The sequence below is a fragment of the Pseudonocardia tropica genome (genome assembly GCF_040105315.1).
Classification (GTDB): domain Bacteria; phylum Actinomycetota; class Actinomycetes; order Mycobacteriales; family Pseudonocardiaceae; genus Pseudonocardia; species Pseudonocardia alni.
In genome coordinates, this window is record NZ_JBEDNP010000018.1 from 52,743 (window position 1) to 74,517 (window position 21,775).

The following is a 21,775-nucleotide window of genomic DNA, read 5'->3' on the forward strand; positions in this document are numbered from 1 at the left end:
CACCGTCACTACGTCTGTACATCAGTTCATGTGTTCACGTATGAGTAAGCCGATCGTGACGATCATCCGAATTGTCGTGTCGGCGTCGTGGCCCCGGGGTCCGCCGTCGGGGGAGGGACACCCATGCCTGCGAGACGGATCATGAGTGCCATCGCGGCGGCGACGGCCGTCCTGCTGCTCACCGCCGGGTGCGTGCAGACGACCGGCGGCGCCGGCGGAGGCGCGGACCGCACCCTGACCTTCGCCACGAGCTTCGCGATCGACGACCTGGACCCGGCCGAGAACGCGATCTGGGGCGTCGAGTTCGGCTACGCGGAGCTGCTCATGCGCCCGGACCGCGCCGGCGACCCGACCCCGTGGGTGCTCGAGGAGCTGACCTCGACCGGCCCGCTGACCTGGCGGATGACCCTGCCGCCCGACGCCTCGTTCGTGAACGGCCGCCCGCTCGACGCCGCCGCGCTCGCCGAGCTGATCACCTTCCAGCTGGCCGACAACGCCTCGTTCGCCGCGGCCCTCCCGGGGGCCACGGCGGCGGCGACCGGACCGCACGAGGTCGTGCTCACCACCGGGCGCCCGGCGCCGAACGTGCCCGCGCTGCTCGCCGACGAGTCGATCCTGCCCGTCTACGACAGCGCCGCGTACCGCGCGCACCGCGACTCCGGCGCGCCCGCGTCCGCTCTGGTCGACGCCGGCATCTACACCGGCCCCTACGTGGTGGAGTCCCTGGACTCCTCGGCCGCCCGGCTGGCCCCGCGGGCCGACCACTGGGACGGTCCGCCCGCGCTGGAGGAGGTGACCGTGCGCTTCGTCCCCGAGGCGGCGGCACGGATCCAGGCGGTCCAGGCCGGGGAGGCCGACATCGCGCTCTACCCCTCGCGCGCGACGCTGCCCACGCTGGCGGGCCGCGACGACGTCGCGGTGGTGACCGACGAGCCCACCGGCCCGTCGCTGCCGCTGTTCCTCAACCAGCGCGAGGCCCCCTTCGACGACGACCGCGTCCGCCGGGCCGTCTACGCCGCGGTCGACTACGACGCGATCGCGAACGAGGTCATGCAGGGCCAGTTCCTGCCGGCCACCGGCCTGTACGTGCCGAGCCGGCCGTGGGCGGAGACGACCCAGCGCACCGACGTCGCGGCCGCGGAGCGGCTGCTCGACGAGGCCAGCTGGGTGCGGACCGGCGACGGTCCCCGCACCCGCGACGGCCGCCCGCTGCGCTTCTCGATGCTGACCTACCCCGAGCAGCCCGACTCCGACGCCGTCGCCCTCGCGCTGCAGGCCCAGCTCGCGGAGCTGGGCGTCGGCGTCGACATCCGCCAGGTGCCCGACATCGACTCGGTCCTCAAGACCGGCACCGGCTGGAACTCCGGGATCAGCTCCCGCGGCTTCATCTCCTTCGGCGGGGACTACGTCCTGCCGCTGCAGACCATCGTCCGCAGCGACGGGGAGGCCAACTTCAGCGGCATCGCCGACCCGGAGCTGGACGCGCTCGTCGACCGGGTGGGCGTCGAGCTCGACCCGGCCGCCCGCGACGACCTGCTCCGCCGGGTCCAGCAGCGCATCGCCGAGCGCGGGCACCTCGCCTACGTCGGGCTGCGCAGACCCGCCGTCGTCACCTCGCCCGCGTGGAGCGGCTACGCGATCGAGGGCTCCAACCTGTGGGTCGCCCACGACACGGCGCCGACGGGCTGAGCAGGTGCGCACCGTCCTCCGGCGGCTCGGTCAGGCCCTGCTCACCCTGGCCGGTGCGGCCGTGCTCGTCTTCGGGATGCTCGCGGTCACCCCGGGCGACCCGGCCCAACGGGTCCTGCAGGCGCGCGGGGTCCTGGAACCCACCCCGGCCGCGGTGGCCGCGGTCCGCGCCGAGCTGCGGCTCAACGACCCGCTGCCGGTCCGGTTCGGACGGTGGGCCGGCGACGCCGTGCGCGGCGACCTCGGTGTCTCCTGGCGGACCGGGCGGCCGGTGGCCGCCGAGTTCGCGCAGCGACTGCCCGCGACGCTACGGCTGACCGTCGCCGCGCTCGGGATCGCCGTCGTCGCCGCGCTGGCGCTCGGGACGACGGCGGCACTGGGCGCCGGGCGCTGGCCGGACACGGTGTCGCGGGTCGTGGCCCTCGTCCTGCTGGTGGTCCCCGGGTTCGTCCTCGGGGTGGTGCTGCTCGACCTGGTCGTGGTCCGGGCCGGTCTCGGCCGGGTCATCGCCGACGGCGGCTGGGGCACGGTGCTGCTGCCCGCGCTCGTCCTCGCCACCGGGTCGGTGCCCGTGTGGTCGCGGGTGCTGCGCACGAGCCTGGTCGAGGCCGGCGGTGCCGTGCACGTGACGGTCGCGCGGGCCCGCGGCGCCGGTCCGCTGCGCGTCCTGCTGGTGCACCGGCTGCCGCACGCGCTCGCCCCGTTCCTGACCATGGTCGGGCTGGGCACGGCGGCGCTGATCGGTGGCGCCTCGATCGTCGAGAGCGTGTTCACCTGGCCGGGCGTCGGGCGGTTCACCGTCGAGGCGATCACGGCCCGGGACATGCCGGTGATCGTCGGGTTCACCCTGCTGGCCGTCGTCGCCTACGTGGTGGCGAGCCTGATCCTCGACCTCGTCTGCGCCGTGATCGACCCCCGCCTGCGCGGTGCACGGTGACCGGGGCCGGGATCCTCACCCCCGCGGCACCGCCCGTCCCGCGCGGTCTCGACGGGCGGACCACTCGCGCCCTGCTCGCGAGCCCGGCGGCCCGCGCCGGGCTCGCCATGGCGGCGGTCCTGCTGGTCGCGGCGGTCGTCGGGCCGTGGGTGCTCCCGGACCCCGACCTGCCCGACTACACCCGCCAGCTCGCGCCGCCGTCGCCGGGCAACCTGCTCGGTACCGACCACGCCGGGCGGGACCTGCTGGCCCGCAGCGTCGCCGGGGCCCGCAGCTCGCTGGGCGCCGCGGTGGCGGTGATGGTCCTGTCCGCGGTCGTGGGGATCGTCGTCGGGACGCTGGCCGGTGCGGTGGGCGGCGCCCTCGACACCGTGCTCACCCGCGCCACCGACGTCATGCTGGGGCTGCCGACGCTCGTGCTGACCCTCGCCGTGGTCGGTGTGCTCGGACCCGGGCACCTCAACCTGGTGCTGGCGATGGTGGTGACGAGCTGGGCCTCGCTCGCCCGGCTCGCCCGCAGCGTCGCGCAGGGCGCCCGGCACCGGCCGGACGTCGTCGCGGCGCGGATGGCCGGGGTCGGACCGGTACGGGCGGTCCTGACCCACGTCGTCCCCGGGGTCACCGCCCAGGTGTCGGTGGCGGCCACCCTGGGGCTCGGCGACGCCGTGCTGCTCCTGGCCGGGCTGTCCTTCCTCGGGCTGGGCACGCAGCCGCCCACCGCCGAGTGGGGCACCATGCTCGCGGCCGGGCGGGAGACCTTTGCCTTCGCGCCGTGGCAGCTGATCGGGCCCGGGGCCGGGCTGGTCCTCGCCGTCGCCGCGGCGACCCTGGTGAGCGACGCGCTGCGCGATGTGACCGACCCGCGGGGGCACCGGTGAGCGCGCTGGAGGTCCGCGGCCTGACCGTCACCTACCCGGACGGCCACCGGGCCCTCGACGACGTCGACCTGCGCATCGACGACGGCGAGCGCTGGGCCGTCGTCGGCCGCTCCGGGAGCGGGAAGTCCACCCTGGTCCGCACCGTGCTGGGCCTGCTCCCCGCCGGGACGACGGTGACCGGCAGCGTCCGGGTGTCCGGTCGCGAGATCCTCGGTCTGCCCGAGGTCAGGGGCGTGCGGAACTCGTGGCTGACGCCTGCGAAGAAGTCGGTCTTGGCGCGGTCGAGCTCGGCGAGCGCCTCGGCCCGCTCGCGCTCGGCCTCGTAGGCGCCCGCGGCGACCAGCGCGGCCCCGACCTGGCCCGCCAGGAGGTCGACGAACGCCCGGTAGCGCTCGTCGAAGGTCCGGAACGGGTTCAGCCCGACGACCAGCGCCCCCCGGATCCGGGTCTCGCCCTGCGCCCCGGCGAGCGGGACCAGCACGGCGTGCGACGGCGGCCGGTCCCAGGCGCCCCGGGGCAGCCCCGGCAGGCGGGCGGCGAGGTCGTCGACGACCGCCGTGCCGCCCTCGCGCACCGGGTCGAGCGGCCAGCCGGCCTGGTCGGCCCCGGGCGCGTCGGCCGCGATGCCCGCGGATCCGGCGAGCCGGGTCCCGCCGTCCTCGGTGAACTCGTAGACCAGCCCGAACGGCACGTCCCGCGGGTTACCGGCCAGCGCGCGCCCGACCGCGGCGTACACCTGCGCCCCGGTGCGGGTCGGCCCCAGGTCGGCGGCGAGGTCGCGCAGCGTCTGCATGCGGCGTTCGCTGAGCACGCGGTCGGTGTTCTCGGTGACCACGCACAGCATCCCGGCGACGGCGCCGTCCTCGTGCAGCGGGCTGTAGGAGAAGGTGTGGTAGGTCTCCTCGGGGTAGCCGCTGCGCTCGAGGAACAGCAGGAGGTCCTCGTCCCAGGTGGCCCCACCGCCGGCGAGCACCGACCCGATCAGCGGGCTGACGTCGTCCCAGACCTCGGCCCACACCTCGCGCGCCGAGCGGCCGAGCGCCCACGGGTGCTTGCCGCGCAGCGTGTCGCGCCGGTAGGCGTCGTTGTAGAACATCGTGAGGTCCGGGCCCCACGCCATCCACATCGAGAACCGGGAGTCGAGCAGCATCCGGACGACGCTGCGCAGCTCCGGTGACCAGCGCTCGGGCGGGCCGAGCGGATGGGAGGACCAGTCGTGGGCCGCCATCGCGGCGTGGACGAGGTCGGACTGCGTGCTCTCGACCGCGTCGTCGTCGCCGCGCATGAACCACCTCCTCGGCCCCGTCGGACGGCTGTGGAAAATCTAGCCGACCCCGTCCGGACGTGCGCCACTCATCTCCGCGGGCGGTGCTGGACAGCCCCGGAGCGGCGGGTTCCACGCACACGTCCCCCAGACGATCCGCCCGGACCTCGCGATGTCGGCGGGCAACGGTGCGCCGCCTGTGTCGACGAGCACGGGACCGGGCTCTGAGCCGGCGTCGGCGTGCCGCCGGGGCGACGGCGACGACCGCGGGGACCGGCGCGGCGGCGGCCACGACCGTCGGGACCGGCGCGCCGTCACCGCGTCCGGCCTCGTCGGCCGGCAGCGCCGTGGAGGCGAGCCGGGGAGGGCGTCGTGTCCGGGGACCTCGGATCACGTCGGATCCGCCGGGGCGGACCGTCGATCGGCCAGGACGTCGCGGTAGCCCTCCTCCCCGGCGGCGGCGACGGCGTGGTGGACGGTCTCGAGCAGGGCGACGGTGGCATCGGCGTGGGTCGCCGCGGCGCGGTTTCGCGTGCCGGACCGGCCGGGCCGGGAGCGGCCGGGCGCCCTCGGTAGGCTCGCGGTCATGTCCGGAGCGACCGTGAACGACCCCGTCGCCGAGCTCATCGCGTGCCGGGACTGCGGCCAGGACTGCCTGCTGCAGGTCGCGGACCTCTGCGCCGACTGCATCGCCCGGATCGGTACCGCCGCCGACGACGCCGACTACCGCGCCTGGCGGACCGAGAACGAGCGTCGCGTGGTCACCGGGGAGCTGACCGGCGCGATCTGACCGGCGACCCGGCGTCCCAGATCCCGTGGGGCAGGTCGTGAGACTGCCGGAACCCGGTGGCGCGCCGCGCCGAGCGGACCTCGTCGCGCGGTCCGCGCGGCGCCGGGAACCAGCGGGCCCAGCCCGGGCCGGGTCGGCGGTCGCGCGGGCCGGGGTGGCCGCTCCGCGGGATCCTCGCCGGTGCCGCCGGTGCCGCCGGTGCCGCCGGGCCGGACGGGGCCGGGTCAGCCCCGGCTGAGGACGTCGAACCCGGTCGTGACGACGCCGTCTCCGACGCAGCGCTGGATGTGCGGCCGGGCGACGCCGATCGCGGCGACCCCGGGCACCGAGCCGCCCGCGCCGAGCAGTGCCCGCCCGGCGGCGCGCAGGACCGCCGCGCCGCGGTGCCGGTGCCCGTCGCGGGACGGGACCACCGACAGACACACGCGCTGGCACACCGTGCCGTCGGCCGCGGCGCGCGGCGGCGACCAGGTCAGGGCCAGCACGTCCTCGGTCGGGCGGGCGGGCACGGCGTGCGACCCGGCGATCCCCGGCAGCGCGACGACGGTCGCGAAGGTGACACCGAGCCGGGTGAGGGCCGGGTCGCCGGCGAGCAGCAGCAGGGTCTGGTCGCGGGCGAACTCGGCGGGTCCGACGAGCTGCAGATCCGGCTGGATCATCGGGCCTCCGGGGACGGTCGTCACTGTGTCCCCGACGCTAGTTCGTCCCACCTCAGCCCGCGGACAGCCCTGGGAAAGCCGACGGTAAAAACCGGGCCGGGCTCAGCCGAGCAGGTGCTCTCCGAACCGGTCCCGACGCCGTGCACCGTCACCTCGTCGCGCCGGTTCGGGGCGTGCGGCTCGTGGGTGCGGGTGAACCAGGTCCACGAGGGGTGAGGTGCGCGTCCCGGACAGGCGGCGTCGGGGCGGGTGGAGCAGCCCTCGTGGCCGCCCGGACAGGGTGACCGGACCACATGGACCGGGACCGCCCGGATCTGGATGCGCCATCATCGTTCTCCTGATGTAGAAAAACGGGGAGCGACCACGAGGAGCGGCCGTGCCGAAGCGGGTGGACCACGAGCAGCGCCGGGGCGAGATCGCCGACACCGCCTGGCGGCTGGTCGCCGAGCACGGTCCGGACGCGGTCACGCTGCGGGACGTCAGCGCGGCACTGGGGGTCGCGCACGGGGTGCCGGGGCACTACTTCGCCGGCCGCGCCGCGATCGTGGAGTGCGCCTTCCGGCGGGCCCTCGACGCCCTCGACGCCCGGGTGGCGCGGCGCGCGGCCGGGCTGTCCGGGCTGGCGGCGCTGACCGTGTTCTGCGACGAGGTCACCGCGCACACCGGGACGCCGTTCGCCCGGGTCGCGGAGTCCGGGCCCGGGCCGGCCGCGGTCCTCGCCGGCGTGACCGCGCGGTGGCGGGCCCGGCTGGCGGCCCGGTTCGACGAGGGCCGGCGGGCGGGCGAGATCGTCGCCCCGGCTCCGGACGGGGTCCTCGTGGAACAGCTGCTGGCCCTGCTCCACGGGGTGCAGGCGCTGGTCGCGCCGGGGTCCGGCGGACCGGGGGCGGCGCCGGGGTCGGGCGGAGCGGGGGTGGCGCCGGGGTCGGGCGGAGCGGGGGTGGCGCCGGGGTCGGGCGGAGCGGGGGTGGCGCCGGGCGAGGTGGTCGCCGCGTTCCTCGCGGGGCTCGGCGGCGCGGCCCGGGGCGGGACCGCGGGACAGGGCGGGAACCCGCCGGGAGCCGGGGCGCGGTCGTCGGGCCGGTCGCCGGACCGGCCGTCGGCCACGGAGGACGGAGCCGACGGCCGCGGGGAGAGCACCGGGGACGGCGCGAGGGACGGCGCGAGGGACGGCGCGAGGGACGGCGCGGACGGGTTCCTCGCCTTCACCGACGTCGCGCTCGTCCGCACCGGTGAGCGCCTCCCCGGCACCGACCGCGCGGCCATGGCGCTCGTGCTGAACCTGCACCGGATCGCGAGCTCCCTGGTCTACGACCTCGAGTCGACCGTGCACCGCCCCGCCGGGTGGAGCTGGTCGGCGTTCCGGCTGCTGTTCACGCTGTGGGTCGCGGGCGGGCAGGAGGCGGGCCGGGCGGCGGAGCTGTGCGGGATGAGCCGGGCCGCGGTGTCCAGCCTGGCCAACACCCTCGCCGCCGGGGAGCTGGTCCGGCGCACGCCCGCCGCCGGGGACCGGCGGACCGTGCACCTGTCGCTGACCGACGCCGGGGCCGACCGGCTGGTCGACGCGTTCGGCACCCACAACCGTCGCGAGTCGGAGTGGGCGGCGCTGCTCGGCGCCGACGACCTCGCCGCCCTGAACACCCTGCTCGTCCGCCTCGCCGGGGCGGCGCACCGGGCGGACTGGATCAACCGGCGGACCTGAACCGCTCGGCGCGCGCCGCCGGATCGGCTCTGGCGCCGGGCCGCGCGGCCCTCTACGGTCCTCCACAAGTGCTTCAACCTTTGATCATCGGGTGTGCCCGGCCGGTCGGAGGTCCCGACGACGGGTCGCCACGGTCGCCGCCCCGCCGCCCGGCTCGCGAGAGGACACCCGCCGTGGCCAAGCCCTTCGCCTCCTCCGCGGACACCGCCGCCAAGGAGCAGACCCTCGAGGTGCTCGCGGACGGCGTCTACGCCCTCACCGCCGAGGGCGACCCCAACATCGGCGCGATCGAGGGGGAGGACTTCGTCGTCTGCTTCGAGGCCCTCGCCACCCCGGTCGCCGCCCGGACGTGGCTCGCGATGCTGCGCGAACACACCGACAAGCCGGTCAGGTACCTCGTGCTGTCGCACTACCACGCGGTCCGGGTACTGGGCGCGAGCGCGTTCGACGCGCAGACCGTCGTCGCGCACGAGACGACCGCGGCCCTGATCGCCGAGCGCGGCATGGAGGACTGGGCCTCGGAGTTCGCGCGGATGCCGCGGCTGGCCGAGGCCGCCGACTCCGTGCCCGTACTCACCTGGCCGACGCTCACCTTCGCCGACCGGCTCACCCTCGATCTGGGCGGTGACCGCGGCGAGCTGGTGCTGCAGTACCACGGCCGCGGCCACACCGAGGGCGACATCACCGCCTGGCTGCCGCGGCACCGGATCCTGTTCGCCGGTGACCTCGTCGAGGCCCGGGCCGCGCTCTACACCGGCGACGCGTTCCACCGCGACTGGGCGGGCGACACCCTCGACCGGCTCGCCGCGCTCGGCGCCGAGCAGCTCGTCGGCGGGCGCGGCGCGGTCAGCCGCGGCCGCGCCGAGGTCGACGCCGCGATCGCCCAGACCCGCGGGTTCCTGCAGGTCATGATCCGGGAGGTCGGCGCGGTGCAGGGGCGCGGCGGCACGCTGAAGGAGGCGTTCGAGGCGACCCACGCCGCACTCGTCGACGACTACGGGCACTGGCCGATCTTCGAGCACTGCCTGCCGTTCGACGTCTCCCGGCTGTGGGACGAGCTGTCCGGTGTGGAGCGTCCGGTGATCTGGACCGCGGAACGCGACCAGGAGGTCTGGGCCCGGCTGCAGGGCTGAGGCGCCGGCGACGGGGGAGGGGAACCCATGACGACGTCCGCCGCGCCGACCTGGCCGTCGCCGCCCGTCCTGGTGCTCGGTGCCGGGCCGGTCGGCCAGACCACCGCGCTGCTGCTGGCCCGCCACGGCGTCCCGACGGTCGTGCTGGACCGCCGCCCGGAACGGGACCGGGTCGGGTCGAAGGCGATCTGCCAGCAGCGCGACGTCCTCGACGTGTGGGAGTCCGTCGGTGCCGGGCGCCGGATCGCCGACGAGGGGGTCACCTGGACCACCGCGCGCACCTTCCATCGCGACGCCGAGCTGTTCGCCCACACCTTCGCCGAGCCGGGGCGGCCCGCGTTCCCGCCGTTCGTGAACCTCTCCCAGGCCCGGACGGAGGAGATCCTCGACGAGCGGATCGCCGACGAGGCACTGGTGGACCTGCGCTGGGGGCACGACGTCGTCGGCGTCGAGCAGGCCGCGGACGGCGCCACGGTGACCGTCGACGGCGGTGGGCGGATCGCGGGGAGCTTCCTGGTCGTCTGCGCCGGTGCCCGCGGCGACGCGCTGCGCTCCCTGCTCGGGGTGACGTTCGAGGGCACCAGCTTCGACGACCGCTTCCTGATCTGCGACGTCCGCGCCGACCTCCCGGGGTGGGCGACCGAGCGCCGCTTCCACTTCGACCCGGCCGCGAACCCGGGCCGCCAGGTGCTCGTCCACCCCTGCCCGGACTCGACGTTCCGGATCGACTGGCAGGTCCCGGCCGGGTACGACCTCGACGCCGAGACCGCGTCCGGCGCGCTGGACGCCCGGATCCGCGCGGTCATCGGCGACGTCGACCACGAGGTGGTCTGGTCCTCGGTCTACCGGTTCCACTCGCGCGTGGTGGACCGGATGCGGTGCGGCCGGGTCCTGCTGGCGGGCGACGCGGCGCATCTGGTGTCGCCGTTCGGTGCCCGCGGGCTGAACTCCGGCGTCGCCGACGCCGAGAACGCCGCCTGGAAGATCGCCTGGGTCGGCCGCGGCTGGGCGCCGGAGGAGCTCCTGGAGAGCTACCACGCCGAGCGGCACGCGGCCGCCCGGGAGAACGTCGCCGTCACCACCGCGACGATGGACTTCCTGGTCCCGCGCGACGCGGAGCAGGTGCGGGCCCGCGCCGAGGTCCTCGCCGCGGCGGCCACCGACCCCGGGGCCCGGGCGCGGGTCGACTCGGGCCGGCCGGCCGAGCCGTTCTGGTACGTCGACTCCGCCCTGACCACCGCCGACGCACGTCGGCCGTTCGCCGGGCGTCCCGCCCGCGGCGCGGTCCCGCCCGCGGGACCGGGGGTGCTCGTCCCGGACGCGCCGGTGCGCACCCCGGCCGGTGCGGGACGGCTGCGTGCGCTCGCCCGTGACGGGTTCCTGCTGCTCACCGGGCCGCTGGCCGACGCGGACGCGGTCGCCGCGGCGGCGGCCGGTGCGCCCGGCCCGGTCCGGGTGCTCGCCCTCGCCGAGTTGGACGGCCGTTCGGGCACCGTCACCGCAGCCCTCGCCGGAGCCGGAGACGGGGCCGGAGCCGGAGACGGGGCCGGAGCCGGAGACGGGGCCGGAGCCGGAGACGGGGCCGGGGTCGGAGCCGGAGCGGGGGACCGAGCCGGTCCGACGGTGACGGCCGCCCTGGCCGCCCGGCCCGACGAGGTGTGGCTGCTCCGCCCGGACGCCCACGTCGCCGCCGTGCTCGCCGCCCCGTCCCGCGACGACGTCGCGGCCGCCCTGGCCCGCGCGACCGCCCGCGGCACGACCGTGCCACCGACACCGACACCGACACCGACCGGACCGCAGGAGGGCCATGATGGCGTACTACAGGCGAGCCGGTGACGTCCCGCCGAAGCGGCACACCCAGCACCGACGCCCCGACGGGACGCTCTACCACGAGGAGCTGATGGGTGAGGAGGGCTTCTCCTCGGACTCCTCGCTGCTCTACCACGCGGGTGTCCCGTCGGCGATCGTCGACGCCACCCCCTGGGACCCGGGCGACCAGTCGCTGACCGACAACCGGCCGCTCCTCCCGCGCCACCTGCGGCTGCACGAGCTCGGCACTCCGGACTGGAAGTCGGTCGACGTCGTCACCGGGCGCCGGCTGGTGCTCGGCAACGCCGACGTGCGGATCTCCTACGTCGTCGCAGGGGAGACCAGCCCGCTCTACCGCAACGCCGTCGGCGACGAGGTCGTCTACCTGGAGTCCGGGTCGGCGGTCGTCGAGACCGTGTTCGGCGCGCTCGACGTGGTCCGGGGCGACTACGTCGTCCTCCCGCGGGCGACGACCCACCGCTGGGTCCCCACCGGGTCCGAGCCGCTGCGCGCCTACGCGATCGAGGCGTCGTCGCACATCGCCCCGCCCGAGCGGTACCTGTCGCGCTACGGCCAGCTGCTCGAGCACGCCCCGTACTGCGAGCGCGACCTGCACGGACCCGGGGCGCCGCTGCTCGTCGAGCAGACCGACGTCGAGGTGCTGGTGAAGCACCGCGGCGGGCCCGACGGGATCACCGGCACCCGCTACGTGGTGCCCACCCACCCGTTCGACGTCGTCGGCTGGGACGGCTGCCTGTACCCTTACACGTTCAACGTCGCCGACTTCGAGCCGATCACCGGCCGCGTGCACCAGCCACCGCCGGTGCATCAGGTCTTCGCGGGCTCCGGCTTCGTGATCTGCAACTTCGTGCCCCGCAAGGTCGACTACCACCCGCTCGCCGTGCCGGTGCCCTATTACCACGCCAACGTGGACTCCGACGAGGTCATGTTCTACTGCGGCGGCGACTACGAGGCCCGCAGGGGCTCCGGGATCGGGCAGGGGTCGATCTCGCTGCACCCGGGCGGGCACAGCCACGGCCCGCAGCCCGGCGCGGTCGAGCGGGCGCTCGGCGCGGAGTCCTTCGACGAGCTCGCGGTCATGGTCGACACGTTCCGGCCGCTGGCCCTCGGTGAGGGCGGGCGGGCCTGTGAGGACCCGTCGTACGCGTGGAGCTGGGCGGGGCGCGGCCCGGCCCGGTGACCGGGTCGCCCGCTCACCGGGCGGGGACGAGCACCGGCACCAGCCGTACCAGCACGACCAGGGCGACGAGCTCGACCAGGGTCTGGGTGACGACGGCGAGCGGGGCGAGGGCGAGCGCGCCCGGCAGCGCCAGCGCGAGCGGCAGCACGACCAGCGAGTTGCGGGTCGTCACCGAGAACACCACCGCCGCGACGACGAACGCCACGTAGAGCGGCACCAGCCGCACCAGGGTGAGCGCCTGCGCCCCGACGGCGGCGATCTGCGAGCCCACGACCGCGGCCAGGGTCGCCACCATCAGCGGCACCATCGCCCCGGCGACGGCGCCCTCGACACGGGCCGCGCGGCCGCCCGGGCGCCGTCGTCGCAGGCCCTGGACCAGGGCCGCCGCGGCCAGCGGGGCCAGGACCAGCACCAGGAACGCGTGCAGGAACGGCCCGGCCTCGACCACGGCGAGGACCTCCGGTCCGGCCGCGAGCCACAGGTAGCCGGGCAGCAGCAGCATCTGCGCGACCATCAGCACCGGTGTCGCGGCGAGCATCTGCGCGCGGGCGCCGCCGGCGAGCCCGGTGAACACGACGACGTAGTCGATGCACGGTGTCAGCAGCACCAGCAGGACGCCCACGAGCAGGCCGCGGTCGTCGGCGACCCACCGCGACAGTCCGATCGCGACCGGCGGGACCACCACGGCGTTCGCCACCAGCACGACGACCGGGAAACGGGTGCCGGTCAGGGCCCGCGCGACGTCGACGAGCGGGACCGCGAGGAACGTCGCGAACAGCAGCAGCGCGAGCAGCGGGGTGACCGACGCGGCGAGCGCGGGCGCGACCCGCGGGGCGAGGAGACCGAGGAGCGCCCCGGCGAGGATCGCGGCCAGGTACAGCGGGACCTGGTGGCGGTCCCACCAGGCGACGAGCCGGCTCAACCGGTGCCCCCGGCCGAGCGGTACGCCGACTGCGCGGCCGGGCCGAGGTCGGCGCCGTGGGAGACGTCGGGGGAGTCCCCGCCCTGCTGGTAGCCACCGGTGACGCCCAGCATCTCCGAGTCGTCCGGGCCGGTCAGCCGCGGGCCGCCGCTGGAACCCTGGTCGAGGCCGGGCCGGTCGAGCTGCCACTGGTCCGCATCGGGCGTCCCGGCGGCGGCGGACGCCGCGAGCGCGGCGCCCAGGAGCCCGGGGACGTGCCACCGCGGACGGGAGGGGCTGTCGCCGGGCCGGGTGTCGGTCCGCACGTCCACCTCCCACGCTCACCTCGCTGACCGGATCAACGGTAGAGGGCACCCCGGTGGTCCCACGATCGGTCCTCCCGCGTCCGCTGGCGTGTCGTCGTTGCGCCGACGGTGGGAGCCGACCGTGCCCCGACCGGCTCACCTGGTGATACTCCGAGTGGTTCATCAGCTCTGATGAGGCCGTGTAGCGACCGTGACCGTCGCCACGACACACGGGCCGTCGGGACCACAGAGGTCCCGGCGACGGCGGCCCGGGGACGGGCGGAGCGGTGGAGGCAGTCATGGCACGTCGGGTCGGGGAGCGCGGAGCACGGGTGGGCGGACGACGCCTGCTGGCGGCCGCGCTGGTGGCGGCGGTCGGGTTCGTCCCGCTCGTCGCCGGGACCGCCGCCGCCGCCGACGGCGTCCGGGTCGGCAACGACCAGATCCCGGCGTGCGGCGCGACGGTGAGCCCGACCGGGTACTGCGCGGCCGTCCGCAACGCCGGCACGGCCGCCGTCGTCGACGACGCCCGGGCCCGTACCGGACGCGGCTACCTGCGCCTGGACACCCCCGGCGGCGGCGACAAGGTCACCGTGTACGCCCAGGGCTTCAACGGGCGCAAGCTCTCGGAGATCACCGACCTCGAGTACTCGACCCTCGTCGAGCAGGGCAACGACACCCGGCAGGTCCCCGCCCTGAACATCCCGCTCAACCCGAACAAGGCCGGGTCCACGTTCACGACGCTGGTGTTCGAGCCCGTCTACACCGCCACCACGCCGCTGCAGGACGGGACCTGGCAGACGTGGCCGGTGTCGAGCGCCGGCGGCGGGTGGTGGGCCAGCGGGACGGACCCCGTCACCACCGGCGTGCCCAACAAGTACGGCTTCGCCAGCTACACCGCCGACTTCGCCGCGGTGAAGGCCGCGCTGCCCGACGCCGTCGTCGTCGGCGGGATCGCGGTCAACCAGGGCAGCGGCAACCCGGGGCTGCGCTCGGGCGTCGACGACCTGCGGATCAACGGCACCACGGTCGACTTCGACGACCCGGTCGTCCCGAGCGCGCTCGCCGCGACCGGCGGCAACGGGCAGAGCGCCCGGGTCCGCACCGCCTTCGCCCAGCCGCTGTCGGCCACCCTCACCGGAGCGGGCAACGCCCCGGTGGCGGGCCAGGACGTCACCTTCACCGTGACCGGCGGCAGCGCCGCCTTCCCCGGCGGGGCCACCGCCACCGCCACCACCGGCGCCGACGGCGTCGCCACCGGCCCGGCGCTGTCCGCCGGCGACACCGCAGGCCCGGTGACGGTCACCGCCACCGCCGGCACGCTGAGCACCACGTTCGCCCTCACCGTGACCCCGGCGCCGGTGATCCCGCGCGAGGCCGACCTGTCGGTCGCGCTCGGTGTGCCCGCCACGCTGAAGGCGGGCACCACCACCCCCGTCACCGTGACCGTCCGCAACGCCGGCCCGGCCGCGGCGACCCGGGTCACCGGTGCCGTCACCCTGCCGCAGGGCCTCAAGGTCACCGCCGCCCCGGGCGGGATCGTCGGCGGCGACGGCCGCTCGGTCGCCTACCTGGTCCCGAACGTCGCCGCGGGTACCGCGTCGACCTTCACGATCACCGTGACCGCCGACCGCACGGTGGCCGGGCCGCGGACCCTCGCGGGAGCCGTCGCCCCCTCCCAGGTCCGTGACCCGAAGCTCACGAACAACGCGACCCGGGTGACCACGACGGTCGTGCGCTGACCCCAGGGGTCCCCGGCGGGCGGGTCGCGGCGCAGGAGCGCCGCGGCCCGCCCGTCACCCGTTCCCGGGCCCGGATCTGATACGTCTGTGCGTACCGGCCGCCCCTGCCGGGGTGCGGTGGGCCGGCGACGAACGGGAGTGGCATGGACGCGGACGTGATCGTCGTCGGGGCCGGACTGGCCGGTCTGGTCGCCACCCACGAGCTGACCCGGCGGGGCCGCCGGGTCGCCGTCGTCGACCAGGAGGGGCCGGTCGACCTCGGCGGGCAGGCGTGGTGGTCCTTCGGCGGCATCTTCCTCGTCGACAGCCCCGAGCAGCGCCGCATGCGGGTGCACGACTCGGTCGAGCTGGCCTGGAGCGACTGGCAGGGCAGCGCCGGGTTCGACCGCCTCGACGACGAGGACACCCACGCCGCGCGCTGGGCCCGCGCCTACGTCGAGTTCGCCGCGGGGGAGAAGCGCCCCTACCTCACGGAGCTGGGCATCTCCTTCCTCCCCACGGTCGGCTGGGCCGAGCGCGGCGACCTCACCGCGACCGGCCACGGGAACTCCGTGCCCCGCTTCCACGTGAGCTGGGGGACCGGCACCGGCGTCGTCGGACCGTTCGTCGACTCCGCGCTGCGCGCCGCCGAGGCCGGGCTCGTGACCTTCCACCACCGGCACCGTGTCGACGGGCTGGTCCGCACCGACGGCGCCGTCACCGGTGTCCGCGGCGCCGTCCTCGCCCCGGACGACTCGCCGCGCGGCGCCCCCAGCAACCGCGACGTGACCGGGGAGTTCACCCTCTCCGCGCCCGCGGTCGTCCTGGCCACCGGCGGGATCGGCGCGAACCACGAGATGGTCCGCCGGTACTGGCCCGAGCGGATGGGCACCCCGCCGTCGTCGATGATCACCGGGGTGCCGGCCTACGTGGACGGGCGGATGCTCGACATCGCCGCCGACGCGGGTGTGCGGCTGGTCAACCGCGACCGCATGTGGCACTACACCGAGGGTGTCGTGAACTGGGACCCGGTCTGGCCCGGCCACGCCATCCGCATCCTGCCCGGGCCGTCCTCGATGTGGTTCGACGCGCTGGGGCGGCGGCTGCCCGCGCCGTACCTTCCCGGCTACGACACCCTCGGCACCCTGCGCCACCTGCGCACCACCCCGGACATCGCGCCCTACGACCACTCCTGGTTCGTGCTCACCCAGAAGATCGTCGAGAAGGAGTTCGCGCTGTCGGGTTCCGAGCAGAACCCCGACATCACCTCCGGGCGCCGCAGCGCCTTCCTCCGCGAGCGGCTGCTCAGCCGGGGTGCGCCCGGCCCGGTCGAGGCGTTCACGACCCACGGGGAGGACTTCGTCGTCGCCGACACCCTCGACGAGCTGGTGGGTCGGATGAACGCCCTCACCGACGCCCCGCCGCTCGACCCGGCCCTGATCCGCGGCCAGATCGAGGCCCGCGACCGGCAGCTGGCCAATCCCTACAGCAAGGACGCGCAGGTCCAGGGCATCCACAACGCCCGCCGCTCGCTCGGGGACCGGATCGGGCGGGTCGCGGCGCCGCACCGGATCCTCGACCCCGCCGCCGGTCCGCTGATCGCGGTGAAGCTGCACGTGCTGACCCGCAAGACCCTCGGCGGGATCCAGACCGACCTCGGCTCCCGCGCCCTCGACGCCCACGGCGAACCGATCCCCGGGCTCTACGCGGCGGGGGAGGCCGCCGGGTTCGGCGGGGGCGGGGTGCACGGGTACAACGCGCTGGAGGGCACGTTCCTCGGTGGCTGTGTCTTCTCCGGCCGGGCCGCCGGTCGGAGCCTCGCCGGAACCGTCTGAACCCGGTCTCCCACCGAGCGGGAGTCGCCTGCCCGCGACGGCCACGTCCTCGCCGACGGCCGCGTGCACCCCGGCGCGATCGGCGGCCACGGCATCGCCCGGGCACACGGCGCAGAGGACCCCGCGCCGGGCTGGGCGCCGCCCTCAGGTCCCGGTGCCCGCCCCGACCGGCACCGGGCGCAGGGTCAGCGGCAGCAGGTCGCGGACCTCGGCGCGCAGGGTGTCCAGCGCGTGCGGGTCGTCGCAGTAGACGATCAGCTCCAGCTCGTCGGCGAAGTGGTAGTGCACGACGCCGTGGCTGTACGGGGAGTGCTGGGCGATCTCGCGCAGCGACGCCCGGGCGTAGCCGAGCTCGCCGAGGGTCTGCAGGGCCGAGTCCGCCAGCGCGCGACGGCGCGCGTCGTGCTTGTCGACCGGGTTCGCCCGTGCCACGCAGCCCCTGCGAGCAGCACGGGTTCGTGCGTCTGGACGTCACCGAGGACGCCTCGTGGACCGCCGCCGTCGCCGAGACCGTGGAGCGGTTCGGCGGCCGCGGTCGGCGCGGTGGTCGAGCTGACCCCGTCGGGCCGGCTCGGCGAGGTCACCGACATCGCCGACGCGGTCGCCTTCCTGGCCTCCGACGCCGCCCGGTTCGTCAACGGCGCCGGTCTGCCGGTCGACGGCGGCATGGGCATGTGACCCGACGGGCCCGCCGCCCCGGGATCACCGGTCCCGGGCGGCGAGGACCTCGTCGAGCACCACGGTGGCGCGGAACCCGCACAGCACCAGGATGTGCAGCAGGTAGAGCCACAGCGCCAGCGCCGAGACCGAGCCGATCACCGGCATCCCGGCGAACGGCGCCGACCACTCGATCGGGATGGCCAGGAACAGCAGGAAGCCCTGCAGGAACCCGGCGAGCACCGACCCGGTGCCGAACGCGCCGAGCACCAGCGCGCGCCGCCGCAGGTGCCCGGGCCCGACCAGCCCGAACACCGCCAGCAGCGCCGTCGACAGGGTCACCCACACCACGTGGAACGCGACCACGACACCCCACACCAGCGACCAGCCGCCCTCGTCGTAGAGGGGGCCGACGTAGGGCGCCGCCCCCAGCACGACCAGCACCAGGAACGGCGCGACCGCCGCGACCCCGAGCAGCCCGGCGCGGCCGCGCCACCCGGTGAGCCGGTCCCGCGCCGCGGTCATCTGCACGAACGCGCGGCGCAGCCCCTCGCCGTAGAGGCTGGCCGGGAACAGCACGACCAGCGCCTGCCACCACGCCATCGACAGCGACACCGCGGCCAGCGTGCGCAACGCCTCGGGCGTGCCGTGCCCGCCGGGCAGCCCGACGATCGCGGCCTCCATCGCCGCGGTCACCGCCTCCGGCCCGGCCAGCGCGCCGACCCCCCACAGCGCGACCATCGCCAGCGGCACCAGCCCGATCACCCCGAAGTAGGTGGCGCCGGCGGCCCACAGCGCGATGTCGCTGCCGGGGAAGGTGTTGCCGAGCCGCTGCGCGATCGCGCGCGCCCGGTTCACGGCGCGCCGCCGGTGCGGCGCTGGCACGCTGGTCCGATGACGACCGGGGACGACGACGGCTGGTCGGCCCTGCACGGCGGTATCCGGCCCTCCCCCGTGGTACGCGGCTGGCTCCGGATGGTGCGGGTCCTCTCCGCGGGCCCGGTGGCCCGGGTCCCGCCGGACGTGCTGTCGCTGTCCGGGGTGGCCGTGCTGGCCGGGGCGTGGGGGCTGGCGCTCGCCGGGGCGCCGTGGACCGCGGTGACCGCGGTGCTCGTCGTCGCGGCGGGGGTGCTCGACGGCCTCGACGGCGCCGTCGCGCTGCGCACCGGGCGGGCCCGGCCGCTGGGCGCGGTCGTCGACGCCGTCGCCGACCGCCTCGGTGACCTGCTGCTCGGCGCGGTGCTGGTCGCGCTCGGCGCCCCGGCCGGCTGGGTCGTCGCGGCGCTCGCGCTGGTGTTCGTGCACGAGTTCCTGCGCGCCCGCGCGCAGTCGGTCGGCATGCCGGGGGTGGGCGCGGTGACGGTCGCCGAGCGGCCCACCCGGCTGGTCGTGGTCGCCCTGCCCGCGCTCGGCGCCGCGGTGCTCCCGGCCGGCCCGCCGCTGGTCGGCATGTCGTGGGGGACCGTCTTCGCCCTCACCTGGACGGTCCTGGGTGCGGTCGGGCTGGTGCAGCTGGCGGCCGGGGTGGCGCGGACGATCCCGGCCCGGTTCCCCGAGCCGCCGCCGGGCCCGCCGCCGGGCCGATGAGACCGGCGACGATCTCGGCCGACATCAGCACCAGCGGGATGCCGCCGCCCGGGTGCGCGGACCCGCCGACCAGGTAGAGGCCCGGCACCGGGCCGCGGTTGGCGGGCCGGCGCAGCGCGGCCCGGGGACCGTGCGAGGCGGTGCCGTAGATCGCGCCGCCCGGCGAACCGGTGCGCCGCTCCAGCTCGGCCGGGGTCAGGACCTCGGCGAACCGCAGGCGGTCGCGCACGTCGGCGCCGCGGGCGGCGAGCACGCCGAGCACCCGGTCGCGGTAGCGCTCCGCGAGCCCCGGCGCGTCCCAGTCGACACCGCGGCCCGGGTCGTGCAGGGGCGCGTTGACCAGCACGAACCAGCCCTCGGAGGCGTCGTCGGGGCGCAGCGCCGGGTCGTCGGGGGCGTGCACGTACACGGTCGGGTCGGGCACCGGACGCGGCTCGCGACCGAAGATCGCGTCGAACTCGGCGTGCTGGTCGCGCGGGAACCACACCCGGTGCGCGGGTCCGGGCTCCCGGCCGGACAGCCCGAGCAGCAGCACGAACCCGGCGGTCGACCGGGGGATGCGGCGCAGCCGCCTGCGGGCCCGGCGCGCGACCTCGCGGGGGAGCAGCCGCTCGTGCAGCACCTGCGCGTCGACCCCGGAGACGACGACGTCGGCGCGCACCTCGCGACCCCCGGCCCGGACCCCGGCGGCCCGGCCGCGTTCCACGAGGACCTCGTCGACGGCCGTGCCCGGGTGCAGCGTGACGCCGAGGGCGACGCAGCGGTCCACGAGGGCGTCGACGATGCGGCGCAGCCCGCCCGGCACCCACCACGCGCCGAACTCCTGCTCGACGAACGCGGTCACCGCCAGCACCGCCGGTGTGCGGCGCGGGTCGGAACCGGAGTAGGTGGCGTAGCGGTTCAGCCACGTCCGCAGCCGCGGGTCGGGCAGCAGCCGCCCGCCCAGCCCGTCGAGGGTCCGCCACGGTGCGACCGCGCGCAGGTCGGCCGGCCGAGCGCTCATCCGGGCGAGCGCGGCCGGGGTGAGCGGGCGGCGCAGGACCGGCTCCCCGACGAGGTCCCACAGCCGTCGCGAGCGCTCGTGCAGCGCAGACCAGGACGCGCCGGCGCCGGTGCCCAGGGCGGCGTCGAGGGCGGCCGGGACCGCGGCCGCGGCGTGCGGGAGGTTCAGTCGGGTGCCGTCGGCGAAGACGTAGCCGCAGGCCGGGTCGACCGGCGTGACCGGCAGGTCCGCGGGGCCGCCGGTCGCGGCGAACAGGTCGTCGAGCAGGTCCGGCATCGTGAGCAGCGACGGGCCGGTGTCGAAGGTGAACCCGTCCCGGGTGACGACGCCGAGCTTCCCGCCCGGGGTGGCGGCCCGCTCGAACACGGTGACCGCGTGCCCGGCGGCGGCCAGCCGCGCCGCCGCCGCGAGCCCGCCCAGCCCGGCGCCGACCACCACGACCCGGCTCACAGCGCACGCCCCTTCCAGCTCAGCGTGCCGCGCAGCCTGCCCGCCCACGAGGACACGAGCAGCCCGAGCAGGGCCAGCACCGACACCGGGTGGGCGAGCGCGTCGACCGCGCCGCCGCCGCCCGACGGCCCCACGACCCACCGCGCGGCGGGCACCCGCCCGGCGACGGCGGCGGCGTACCCGAGCAGCCCGGCACGCGACCCGGTCAGCGCGGCGAGCGCGGGCAGCACGTAGACCAGCACCAGCCCGGCGCCGACCGCGAGCGCCCCGGCGGGCGAGCCGAACGCCGCCCACAGCGACTTGCGGTAGCCCGCCCGCAGCTCCGCGCCGGTCGCGTACATCCGGCAGGACGCGACCTGCGACCCGTCGGCGACGCCGGTCCGGCCCCCGGTGGCGCGGACCGCCCGGGCCAGCCCGATGTCGTCGAGCACGGCGCCCGACACCGCGGCCCAGCCGCCCGCCCGGGCCAGTGCGGCCGCCTCGACCAGCAGGAACTGCCCGTTCGCGACGGCCATCGACCCCCGTCCGGACCGTTCGGCGACGGCCAGCGGCAGCGTCGTCAGCCAGGACCAGGCCAGCAGCGGCTGCACCAGCCGGCCGAGCGGGCCGGAGGCGACCTGCCGCGGCCACGGGCACAGCAGGTCCAGCGGCCGGTCCCGGTCGCGCAGCAGCGCCACCGCGGCGGCGACGGCGTGCGGGACGAGGACGACGTCGGCGTCGACGAAGACGAGGATCTCGCCGCGGGCGGCGGCGGACAGCGCGGCGCAGGCGTGCGGCTTGCCGAGCACCCCGGGCGGGGGCGGGGTGCCGGTGAGCACCCGCAGCCGGGGGTCGCCGCCGGCCGCGGCACGGACGACGTCGGCGGTCCCGTCGGTGGAGCCGTCGTCGAGGACGAGGATCTCGACGTCGGCCAGCCCGCGCTGCCCGGTCAGCGCCCGCACCGTCGGCGCGATCCGGTGTGCCTCGTCGCGGGCGGGGACCAGCACCGACACCGGCACGGTCACCGTCGGCGGCGCGGCGGGCGGGCGACGCAGCCCGGCCCGGTTCACCCAGGCCTGCACCGTCCCGGCGGCGGCGAGGACGGACCCGGCGGCCACGAGCGGACGGACGGCGCGCAGCGGCCGGCGGAGGAGCACGCAGGCGACCCTACGGAGGGGGCGGCCCGGCCGCGCGACGTCGTCCGCGGCCGCGGACGACGCGCGGGCGCGCCCGGGTGGTGGCACCGTGGGACCACCCCCCGACCGGACCGTACGG

General features: G+C 76.6%; 20 protein-coding genes and 2 pseudogenes. 13 read left to right on the forward strand and 9 right to left on the reverse strand.

The annotated features are described in order from the left end of the window. The first annotated feature begins 141 nt into the window (after positions 1-141). The 4 genes from WHI96_RS23615 to WHI96_RS23630 are packed head-to-tail and all read left to right on the forward strand — an operon-like array spanning position 142 to position 3,830. Positions 142-1,689 carry an ABC transporter substrate-binding protein gene (locus WHI96_RS23615; RefSeq protein WP_345647389.1) on the forward strand — a complete coding sequence of 516 codons (1,548 nt, stop codon included), beginning with the start codon at positions 142-144 and terminating at the stop codon, positions 1,687-1,689. A 4-nt stretch (positions 1,690-1,693) separates the two neighbouring features. Next, positions 1,694-2,626 carry an ABC transporter permease gene (locus WHI96_RS23620; RefSeq protein ID WP_345647392.1) on the forward strand — a complete coding sequence of 311 codons (933 nt, stop codon included), beginning with the start codon at positions 1,694-1,696 and terminating at the stop codon, positions 2,624-2,626. Continuing rightward, a complete protein-coding gene (locus tag WHI96_RS23625; RefSeq protein WP_345647395.1) occupies positions 2,623-3,504 on the forward strand; it encodes an ABC transporter permease in 882 nt (293 codons plus the stop codon). Before WHI96_RS23620 ends, WHI96_RS23625 begins: the two co-directional genes overlap by 4 nt. After that, on the forward strand, positions 3,501-3,830 hold the full coding sequence (locus WHI96_RS23630; RefSeq protein ID WP_345647398.1) for an ATP-binding cassette domain-containing protein: 330 nt from the start codon (positions 3,501-3,503) through the stop codon (positions 3,828-3,830). The genes WHI96_RS23625 and WHI96_RS23630 overlap by 4 nt, the downstream gene beginning before the upstream one ends. Positions 3,831-3,856: 26 nt before the next feature. Here the strand turns inward: WHI96_RS23630 and WHI96_RS23635 are convergent. Continuing rightward, positions 3,857-4,789: pseudogene (locus WHI96_RS23635) on the reverse strand (PAS domain-containing protein); the annotation flags it as partial. Between the two features lie 369 nt (positions 4,790-5,158). Next, positions 5,159-5,356 (reverse strand): hypothetical protein, encoded by a 198-nt coding sequence (locus tag WHI96_RS23640; RefSeq protein WP_345647401.1) that lies wholly within the window; start codon positions 5,354-5,356, stop codon positions 5,159-5,161. Here WHI96_RS23640 and WHI96_RS23645 point away from each other — a divergent pair. Beyond that, a complete protein-coding gene (locus WHI96_RS23645; protein ID WP_345647404.1) occupies positions 5,355-5,558 on the forward strand; it encodes a hypothetical protein in 204 nt (67 codons plus the stop codon). The two genes, WHI96_RS23640 and WHI96_RS23645, sit on opposite strands and share 2 nt — an antisense overlap. A 224-nt stretch (positions 5,559-5,782) precedes the next feature. Here the strand turns inward: WHI96_RS23645 and WHI96_RS23650 are convergent, their stop codons facing one another. After that, positions 5,783-6,217 carry a hypothetical protein gene (locus WHI96_RS23650; RefSeq protein WP_345647407.1) on the reverse strand — a complete coding sequence of 145 codons (435 nt, stop codon included), beginning with the start codon at positions 6,215-6,217 and terminating at the stop codon, positions 5,783-5,785. A 376-nt stretch (positions 6,218-6,593) separates the two neighbouring features. On the opposite strand from WHI96_RS23650, the gene WHI96_RS23655 reads away from it, so the two are divergent. The 4 genes from WHI96_RS23655 to WHI96_RS23670 all read left to right on the forward strand — a co-directional run bounded on the left by WHI96_RS23655 (position 6,594) and on the right by WHI96_RS23670 (position 12,062). Continuing rightward, complete coding sequence (locus tag WHI96_RS23655) at positions 6,594-7,919, forward strand: MarR family transcriptional regulator (protein ID WP_345647410.1); 1,326 nt, start codon at positions 6,594-6,596, stop codon at positions 7,917-7,919. Between the two features lie 173 nt (positions 7,920-8,092). Continuing rightward, positions 8,093-9,052, forward strand: a complete 960-nt coding sequence (locus tag WHI96_RS23660) for an MBL fold metallo-hydrolase (protein WP_345647413.1) — start codon at positions 8,093-8,095, stop codon at positions 9,050-9,052. 27 nt (positions 9,053-9,079) lie between these two features. Then, a complete protein-coding gene (locus tag WHI96_RS23665) occupies positions 9,080-10,888 on the forward strand; it encodes an FAD-dependent monooxygenase (protein ID WP_345647416.1) in 1,809 nt (602 codons plus the stop codon). Next, positions 10,863-12,062: a homogentisate 1,2-dioxygenase gene (locus tag WHI96_RS23670; RefSeq protein WP_345647500.1), complete on the forward strand. Its 1,200-nt coding sequence runs from the start codon at positions 10,863-10,865 to the stop codon at positions 12,060-12,062. Before WHI96_RS23665 ends, WHI96_RS23670 begins: the two co-directional genes overlap by 26 nt. Positions 12,063-12,075: 13 nt before the next feature. On the opposite strand, the gene WHI96_RS23675 is transcribed toward WHI96_RS23670, so the two are convergent. Further along, positions 12,076-12,984, reverse strand: a complete 909-nt coding sequence (locus WHI96_RS23675; protein WP_349302444.1) for an arsenic resistance protein — start codon at positions 12,982-12,984, stop codon at positions 12,076-12,078. Further along, positions 12,981-13,295, reverse strand: coding sequence for a hypothetical protein (locus tag WHI96_RS23680; protein WP_345647422.1), 315 nt, complete (start codon positions 13,293-13,295; stop codon positions 12,981-12,983). Before WHI96_RS23680 ends, WHI96_RS23675 begins: the two co-directional genes overlap by 4 nt. Before the next feature lie 272 nt (positions 13,296-13,567). On the opposite strand from WHI96_RS23680, the gene WHI96_RS23685 reads away from it, so the two are divergent. After that, entirely contained in the window at positions 13,568-15,010 is a 1,443-nt protein-coding gene (locus WHI96_RS23685) for a hypothetical protein (RefSeq protein WP_345647425.1), read from the forward strand. 143 nt (positions 15,011-15,153) lie between these two features. Then, positions 15,154-16,824, forward strand: a complete 1,671-nt coding sequence (locus WHI96_RS23690; protein ID WP_345647428.1) for an FAD-binding dehydrogenase — start codon at positions 15,154-15,156, stop codon at positions 16,822-16,824. A 144-nt stretch (positions 16,825-16,968) separates the two neighbouring features. Here WHI96_RS23690 and WHI96_RS23695 read toward each other — a convergent pair whose 3' ends face one another. Then, on the reverse strand, positions 16,969-17,256 hold the full coding sequence (locus WHI96_RS23695; RefSeq protein ID WP_425571634.1) for a TetR/AcrR family transcriptional regulator: 288 nt from the start codon (positions 17,254-17,256) through the stop codon (positions 16,969-16,971). Between the two features lie 99 nt (positions 17,257-17,355). On the opposite strand from WHI96_RS23695, the pseudogene WHI96_RS23700 reads away from it, so the two are divergent. After that, positions 17,356-17,502 (forward strand): annotated as a pseudogene (locus tag WHI96_RS23700) (SDR family oxidoreductase); the annotation flags it as partial. A 24-nt stretch (positions 17,503-17,526) separates the two neighbouring features. On the opposite strand, the gene WHI96_RS23705 reads toward WHI96_RS23700, so the two are convergent. Then, the gene (locus tag WHI96_RS23705; RefSeq protein ID WP_345647431.1) at positions 17,527-18,339 is read right to left on the reverse strand and encodes a YhjD/YihY/BrkB family envelope integrity protein; all 813 of its coding nucleotides are present in this window, start codon (positions 18,337-18,339) and stop codon (positions 17,527-17,529) included. A gap of 36 nt (positions 18,340-18,375) precedes the next feature. On the opposite strand from WHI96_RS23705, the gene WHI96_RS23710 reads away from it, so the two are divergent. Beyond that, positions 18,376-19,068, forward strand: coding sequence for a CDP-alcohol phosphatidyltransferase family protein (locus WHI96_RS23710; RefSeq protein WP_345647434.1), 693 nt, complete (start codon positions 18,376-18,378; stop codon positions 19,066-19,068). Here WHI96_RS23710 and WHI96_RS23715 read toward each other — a convergent pair. Next, positions 18,956-20,521 carry a phytoene desaturase family protein gene (locus tag WHI96_RS23715; protein ID WP_345647437.1) on the reverse strand — a complete coding sequence of 522 codons (1,566 nt, stop codon included), beginning with the start codon at positions 20,519-20,521 and terminating at the stop codon, positions 18,956-18,958. The genes WHI96_RS23710 and WHI96_RS23715 overlap by 113 nt on opposite strands. Then, positions 20,518-21,657, reverse strand: coding sequence for a glycosyltransferase family 2 protein (locus tag WHI96_RS23720; RefSeq protein ID WP_345647440.1), 1,140 nt, complete (start codon positions 21,655-21,657; stop codon positions 20,518-20,520). Before WHI96_RS23720 ends, WHI96_RS23715 begins: the two co-directional genes overlap by 4 nt. Positions 21,658-21,775: the final 118 nt, after the last annotated feature.